The sequence below is a fragment of the Sinorhizobium sp. CB7 genome (assembly GCF_041357635.1).
In the GTDB taxonomy this organism is placed as follows: domain Bacteria; phylum Pseudomonadota; class Alphaproteobacteria; order Rhizobiales; family Rhizobiaceae; genus Rhizobium.
Genome location: NZ_JAULLL010000036.1, coordinates 25,691 through 31,878, shown reverse-complemented (window position 1 = coordinate 31,878; position 6,188 = coordinate 25,691). Strand labels below are relative to the sequence as shown.

Genomic DNA, 6,188 nt, shown 5'->3' with positions numbered 1-6,188 from the left:
CCGGCATCTGGGTGTCGCGACGCGAGCGCAAGAAGCGGGTTTTCCAGCCGCGCGGCCGACGCGATTGTTTCGGCGAACTGGTCCAGATTGATGGCTCGCATCATTGGTGGTTCGAGAACCGCGGTCCGAAATGCGCCCTGCTCGTCTATATCGACGATGCCACCGGCAAGCTGTTGCATCTGCGCTTTGCGACTTCAGAGAACACCTTCGACTATCTGCACGCGACGAAGGCGTATCTGCAGCAATGGGGCAAGCCGATCGCGTTCTACAGCGACAAGCATGGCGTCTTCCGCAGCACGCATGCGTCGGAGAAGGACAGAACCAGTGGTCTGACGCAGTTCGGGCGAGCGCTTTACGAACTCAACATCGACATCATCTGCGCCAACACCCCGCAGGCGAAAGGCCGCGTCGAGCGCGCCAACCAGACGCTGCAGGATCGACTCGTCAAGGAGCTGCGGCTGCGCGGCATTGACACGATCGCGGTGGCGAACGCCTATGCGCCGGAGTTCATGGCCGACTTCAATCGTCGCTTTGGCAAGGCACCGCGTAATCCGAAGGACATGCATCGGCCGTTTGCCGCGCATGAGAACCTCGATGGTGCGATGTGCCGCAAGGAGGTTCGGAAGCTGTCGAATTCGTTGACGCTGCGCTATGACAAGGTGATGTTCATTCTCGATCCGACGGCTCGCGCAGCGGCGCTGGCGGGTAAGAAGGTTGTCGTTTGCGACTATCCCGACGGACGCCTGGAGATCACAGACGGGGAAGCCACCCTGCCCTACAGGACGTTCGACACGTTACGTTCCGTGCATCGCCCTGAGGTGGTCGAGAACAAGCGGCTCGATGACATGCTTTCGATCGTGGCTGAGCTGCAGGCGGGGCGTCAACAGCAGCGCAGCAAAGGCGGACCGCGCCGCACCGGCCAGACGGATCATATGTTCGGTATTCGCGACGGCAGCCAAGGCAATGGCTACCAGAAGCGTGGCACCAGGCCTGGCAGAAAGACCGATTTTACCAAGGATCCCGTGGTTATCGCAAAGCGCCAGCAAGCCCTTGCGCAACTGAAGGCGGCGGAGTGATCGGGTTGTCAAAGCTAAAGTTTATTTTGCGGCAGGAGCCATCCGCCGCCGACCGGGCTGCGCAACCTGACCAGCTCCACCCGGACGGCGGCTTGCGTCTGCGTATTATGCAAATATGTTCACTTGAAACCGCAGTAATAATCGATAGTATGGTGTCGCGTTTCTAAATTGATTACCTTGTCTATTCTTTAAATAGCTGTGACATTGTATGTAGCCGCAAAGTTGAAGTGTCCTGTTTCTGCAAAGTTGGAATGTCACTCTCCCCGCGTTTTGATGACGTGGGAGATTGCGGATGGGATTGATTGCGATGAGCGAGCGCGACCTGCAGCGGATCGAGATTCTATCGAAAGTGATCGCCGGCCGGATGACGCTGGTGTCGGCGGCACATGTGCTTGATCTGAGCGCGCGCCAGGTGCGTCGGCTGCTGGAGCGGATACGAACTGGCGGCGCGGCATCGATCCGCCACAAGGCGATCGGGCGGCCGTCGAACAACCGGATTAGCGACGGTATTCGCGACTACGCGGTGACGCTGGTTTGCGAACGCTATGCGGATTTTGGTCCAACATTGGCGGCCGAGAAGCTTGCCGAGCGCGATGGCTTGCGTGTGTCACGCGAGACTGTGCGCAACTGGATGGTCGATGCCGGCCTTTGGCTGTCGCGAAAGCAGCGACGGACGTTTCATCAGCCGCGGCTGCGACGCGAGGCCTATGGTGAGTTGGTGCAGATCGATGGGTCGGAGCATCGCTGGTTTGAGGATCGCGGACCGCCTTGCTCGCTGCTGGTGTTCGTCGACGATGCGACCGGCAAGTTGATGCAATTGCGCTTCGTGCGTTCGGAAAGCGCCTTCACCTACTTCGAGGCATTGGCGCTCTATCTCAAGCGTCATGGCGCACCGGTTGCCTTCTACTCGGACAAGCATTCAGTGTTCCGGGTGGCGAAGAAGGACGCCAAGGGCGGCCAGGGCATGACCCAGTTCGGGCGTGCGCTTTGCGAACTAAACATCGAGATTCTTTGTGCAAATGCCAGCCAGGCCAAGGGCCGTGTCGAGCGGATGAACCGGACGCTGCAGGATCGGCTGGTCAAGGAATTAAGGCTGGCTGGCATCGACAATATGGAGGCAGGCAATGCGTTTTTGCCGAGCTTCGTGGAGGACTACAATGAGCGCTTTGCGATCATCCCTGCCCGGCCAGACGACCTGCATCGGCCGATAAACCTGGCGCCGGATCGGTTGACTGAGATCCTGTGCAAGCGCGAGCAGCGCTATGTCGGATCGCAGTTGACGTTTTCGTTTGAACGCCAGCGGATCATGCTGGAGGAGACCGAGGTGACGCGCGGTCTGGTTGGTCGCTATGTCGAGACCTATGCTTATGCGGACGGTCGACTGGACGTGCGTTGGAAAGGCTATTCCCTGCCCTATACGGTGTTCGACAAGGACCAGCGGGTTACGCACGCCGCGATCACCGAGAACAAGCGGCTCGGTGATGCTCTGGCCTATATCAAGGAACGACAGGAGCAGCAGACGAAGCCGATCGTAAAGAGCAACAGCGACAAAAACGGTTACGTCAAACGCGCTCGTGGACCGGGTCGTCGAAAGGATTTCATGAACGATCCGGCGGTCATTGCGCGGCATGAGAAAGCACTGTTGAGACAGCCAGCTGCGGAATAAAAATCGTCAATGCACGCCGATGTCACTTTGCGCATCCGACTCCAACTGCAGGCAAGCAGGCCAAAGTGGCGTCTTGTGGAAGGTTCCATCCTGCAGAAGAGTGAGCCCTTCTCGCGCCTCATAGAGCAAGCCGAGCCAGCATAAGCGTTGAAAGACGCCATACTGGAGATCGGATTTCAACGTCCAGGCTTCCAGGGTTATTTCGGTGTCCGACAGAGGCGCCAAGTCTGGATAAAGGACTTTCACCAAGTCGATCGGTGAGCAGCCTTCTCTAGCCTTGATGTTCAGAAGATTGAGTAACAGGCGCCACCAGCGTAACCGCTCGCGCACCTCCTTTTCCCGTTCGGTGTCGTGGACATACGAATAGAGATAATCCATGGCGATCAGATCGAAGAAGGCTTGCGGTTTTGCCAAAAATTCTCGGCCGCGTTTGGTTGGCAGCAGCGCGTCTTTGTTTTTGCGAAGAAGTTTCAGATGGCGGGCCATGTCGCGCACGGGCCAAAGTGGCGGCATGTCGCTTTCATTGAGCACCTTGTTCATGCTGTACAGGTTGTCGGCTGTGAAGCCGGGCCATTGGAAGTGAAGGGCAGCCCAATGCACGAACTTACGGTTCATGGCGCCGGTCGCTGTCAACCCGATGCCTCCCTGACTGTCGGCGTAGGAAACCGAAAGGATCATCCCGCGAAGAAGTGGTGAGAGCGCAGCGACGTCGACATCACCCTGCAGCTTGATTTCCGGAAGCATCGTGCGGTCTTGTTCCCTACCCTGCGCCATGCAGGTGCCAGCCAGTATCGACCGGCGGCGAAACGATTGCCAGTGAGAAAGCTAAAGCCGAAGGGGGTGCCCCTCACCCGCCCCGATCTGTTCTTGCAACCGGATCAGCCGCTCAGATCGGGGCTGGTCGTCGTGCCGTATGGCGGTTCAAAATGACATTTCTACTTTGTGCAACCGCGGACAGTTCAACATCGCTGCCATATATTGCCTGGACGCACGCGGCCAGATCTCGGATCAACCTCAAGTGAAGGAGACCACCGATGGCCAATGCTAGGCCTTCTCCTTCTCCATTCTTGCCTCGGCTTCGAGGCTCTCGAGGTCCCTGTAGATGGAAGCCGCTGCCAGCGGCCGCCCTGCGCTCATATATTGCAGCATGCAGTCCTTTGCCTGGATGTCGCCATCAACGACGATCTCATCCCATCGCTCTGCGTGGCCGACATAGTTGATGGGCACGTCATAATGCTGACTCCAGAAGAAGGGCACGAACTCGAATTTCTCCTGGTGCCCAAGCATATTGCGCGCCGCCACCTGCCCCAGGCGCAGCGCGACGACCCAATGCTCGACTCGGATGTTCTGTCCCGTATGGGGATCTGGCCAGCGCGCAATGTCGCCCGCTGCATAAATTCCCGGTACGCTCGTTTCCAGATAGGCATTGACGACGACGCCCTTGTCGATGGCCAGGCCTGCCTGTTCGGCTAAGGCAAGGCGCGGTCTGACGCCTATGCCGGCCACAACAAAGTCGGCTTCGAGGACGGCTCCACCCGCGAGCCTGACCTTGGTGCCTTCAATCGCAGTGACAGTCTCCTCAAGGTGGAAGACCACGCCATGCTCCTCGTGGAGCCGCCGGATGAAGTCGCCCATTGCCGGCCCTAGCACCCGTTGCATCGGGCACTTGTCCGGGGCGACAACATGAACATCGACATTGCGCGTACGCAAAGAAGCAGCTACCTCAAGCCCGATAAAGCTCGCACCGATCACGATGGCGCGCTGTCCCCCGTCAGCTGCGGCTATAATGGCACGGCTGTCGTCGAGTGAACGCAGCGTATGAACATTCGGCTGATCCGCGCCCGGAATGGTCAGCCGCACCGGCTCGGCACCTGTTGCAAGGAGTAAGCAATCATAGGTGAATTTCTCGCCGCTTGCAGTTACCACCTCGCGCGCGGCCGCATCGATCGACGTAACCTCCATTCCAAGCCGAAGGTCAATGTTCGCCTTCTCATAGTATTTCGCCGAGCGCAGCGGCAGCCATGCCTCCGGCGCGCTTCCCGCGAGATAGTCCTTTGAAAGGTTCGGGCGGTCGACTGGTGGGGCCGTGTCGGCGCTTAACATAACCAGGCTGCCCTGATAGTTGCATCGACGAAGCATTTCCGCCGCTGCGAAACCCGCGGCCCCTCCACCGACGATGACGATGCTTTCCGGCCCGCCCGAGGGATTCGGCCGAGTGTCCTTCGCGTCCGTGCGTTTGTCCTGAACGAATAGAAGGCCATCGCGTTCGTCCACGCGCCAGACAGACAGGGAACTCAAGGCGGGTGCTCGGATCGCTTCGCCGCTTCGAAGGTCAAAACAGGCATGATGCCAAGGACAGCGTATCGTCCTGCCCACGACCAACCCCTCATTGAGCGGGCCATGATAGTGGCTGCACAGGGCATCAATCGCGAAGAGGTCGCCTCCCGCTCGCAATATCAGGACGTCCTTGTCACCGACATGGCCGAGCAGCTTGCCATCATCAAGAGCGCTGGCGGGAACGCCCTTCGTCAGATCAGGGCCGCTTGGAGCGTGTTCTTCAGCCATGGATTGTCCTCCGCAAGCATGGAGCACCGCAGAGTGAACGCGGCGCGGAGACATCGTCGTCATTGTGGCACAATAGTACCATCCACCATGCCGGGCTAGAATCAACGTGCCATTTGTTGCCGAAGAACCGATCACGCGGTGCTCTCTCGTCTCGATGCCGCGCTGAGTATCCCTTTCCGGCGGAGGCCCTTGGAGGCCGCGATCAGCAGACGCTGTTCTCCTTCATCGTCTGGGCGCGCCGCCATCCTATCCTCAATTTCACATACGCACCGTATATGAAATTGACATACGGCACGTATGGGGGTTATTTCACATACGCGCCGTATGCAAGATGATGCGGCAGCTTGTGAAGCTCTTTGGAGTGCCGCACTGCGCTCATCGGTGGCCGCTCAACGACGATGAAGGAAGATCAAGAATGACTCAACGCGAAGCAATCTTTCCTGCAAACAGGCATGCTCTTTACGAGGAACACGGCTATTCGGCCGCTATCCGATCAGGTGATCTTTTGTTCGTCTCCGGCCAGGTCGGCAGCCGTTCCGACGGAACACCCGAACCTGATTTTGAACGTCAGGTTGAACTTGCCTTCGAAAACCTCAAAGCGACGCTGGACGCCGCGGGCTGCACGCTCGATGACATCGTGGATATAACGACGTTCCACACGGATCCCGAGAACCAGTTCGGAACCATCATGGCCGTCAAGCAAAAGATTTTCAGGAAACCGCCCTACCCCAATTGGACGGCAATCGGTGTGAACTGGCTCGCGGGCTTCAATTTCGAGATCAAGGTCATCGCCCGCATCCCTTCGAAAGCGTGATTTTCTCTCGCGAAACCGTCGATTAAAGCGACGGTTTTGCATCTGATTTCGCGATGTCATCGAATAG

At 58.3% G+C, this 6,188-nt stretch carries 5 protein-coding genes; 3 read left to right on the top strand and 2 right to left on the bottom strand.

Annotation, left to right across the window (positions count from 1 at the left end):
* Nucleotides 1–1,076: ISNCY family transposase (locus tag AAE029_RS35225; protein WP_371077584.1), on the top strand; the 1,076-nt coding region annotated here is incomplete at its 5' end.
* A 292-nt stretch (nucleotides 1,077–1,368) separates the two neighbouring features.
* Nucleotides 1,369–2,742 carry an ISNCY family transposase gene (locus tag AAE029_RS35220; protein WP_371077583.1) on the top strand — a complete coding sequence of 458 codons (1,374 nt, stop codon included), beginning with the start codon at nucleotides 1,369–1,371 and terminating at the stop codon, nucleotides 2,740–2,742.
* A 6-nt stretch (nucleotides 2,743–2,748) separates the two neighbouring features.
* On the opposite strand, the gene AAE029_RS35215 is transcribed toward AAE029_RS35220, so the two are convergent.
* Both AAE029_RS35215 and AAE029_RS35210 read right to left on the bottom strand, forming a co-directional pair.
* Complete coding sequence (locus AAE029_RS35215) at nucleotides 2,749–3,486, bottom strand: hypothetical protein (RefSeq protein WP_371077582.1); 738 nt, start codon at nucleotides 3,484–3,486, stop codon at nucleotides 2,749–2,751.
* Nucleotides 3,487–3,786: 300 nt separating this feature from the next.
* The gene (locus AAE029_RS35210) at nucleotides 3,787–5,307 is read right to left on the bottom strand and encodes an FAD-dependent oxidoreductase (RefSeq protein WP_371077581.1); all 1,521 of its coding nucleotides are present in this window, start codon (nucleotides 5,305–5,307) and stop codon (nucleotides 3,787–3,789) included.
* 415 nt (nucleotides 5,308–5,722) lie between these two features.
* Between AAE029_RS35210 and AAE029_RS35205 the strand changes: the two genes are divergently transcribed.
* On the top strand, nucleotides 5,723–6,121 hold the full coding sequence (locus tag AAE029_RS35205; RefSeq protein ID WP_371077580.1) for a RidA family protein: 399 nt from the start codon (nucleotides 5,723–5,725) through the stop codon (nucleotides 6,119–6,121).
* The last annotated feature ends 67 nt before the right edge of the window (nucleotides 6,122–6,188 follow it).